The 775-nt window shown below is 49.7% G+C and carries 1 protein-coding gene and 1 pseudogene; both read right to left on the minus strand.

The annotated features are described in order from the left end of the window. Window positions 1-102: 102 nt before the first annotated feature. A complete protein-coding gene (locus DW182_RS21995; protein WP_118296844.1) occupies window positions 103-375 on the minus strand; it encodes a DUF4248 domain-containing protein in 273 nt (90 codons plus the stop codon). Window positions 376-487: 112 nt separating this feature from the next. Then, a pseudogene (locus DW182_RS22670) lies at window positions 488-775 on the minus strand (hypothetical protein); the annotation flags it as partial.

Consider the following 775-nt stretch of genomic DNA (forward strand, 5'->3'; position numbering starts at 1 on the left):
AAACAAGCAATGCCGTGGCGTGAAACATAGCTTGTTCCACGCCACAACATTGCCTGTTGACAGCCCAAGTGCGGGATGTATTATCTAAGACGCCCCACCCGCTCAGGGCGCATCCAGATACTTCACCAGTATCGCCACCTGACGCCGGCTGAAGAGCTGGTCGTTCTTCCCCTCGGGACCGCCGTAAAGCTCGCGGTGCAGGGACGGATTGAAGTTTATCCAACGGCGGAGCTTCCTCAAAGCAGCTTCGGACGAAAGACAGGGAAAGTAAAGCAGTGCCAGATCGGACTTCAGATATGCCTTGATCTCAAACCGGGCAGCTTCGAAATCGGGCTCTTCGGAAAAGGCTGTTTCGGGATTTGTGTACTTTTTCATAATCATGATGTTTTCTGTTATAGTTCATATTTTATTCAGGAAAAATCGGAACACCGGAAAGGCTTCGGAAAGCACTTCCGGTGCTTGGACAGGGGTCAATTTAGGGTCAGGGTCACTTATAACCCCGTCCAGACCCCGTTTTACGTTTCTTCCGATAGCCATTCTCCTCTTTTACAAGATATTGAAGCTTCAAGGCTTTGCGTAAAAGTCGTTTGCCCGTAGATTCGGACATACCGGTATTCTCTACCGTTTGAACAAACTCCGTATAGGTAAACTTCCTGGACAGAGACGATAATATTCCATCTAAACGATGGAAACAGTGCATACTGGCAGGGGGCTGATTGGTATCAGGAAGCGAGGTACTGCGCTTTCGGCTGCATGGGATCCAGCAAAGCAGCCG

The organism is Bacteroides sp. AM16-24, from assembly GCF_003471885.1.
Classification (GTDB): Bacteria; Bacteroidota; Bacteroidia; order Bacteroidales; family Bacteroidaceae; genus Bacteroides.

What these genes read in the sequence shown, in the direction of transcription:
- DW182_RS21995 (WP_118296844.1), bottom strand. Translation starts at nt 375, where the DNA reads ATGAAAAAGTACACAAATCCCGAAACAGCCTTTTCCGAAGAGCCCGAT.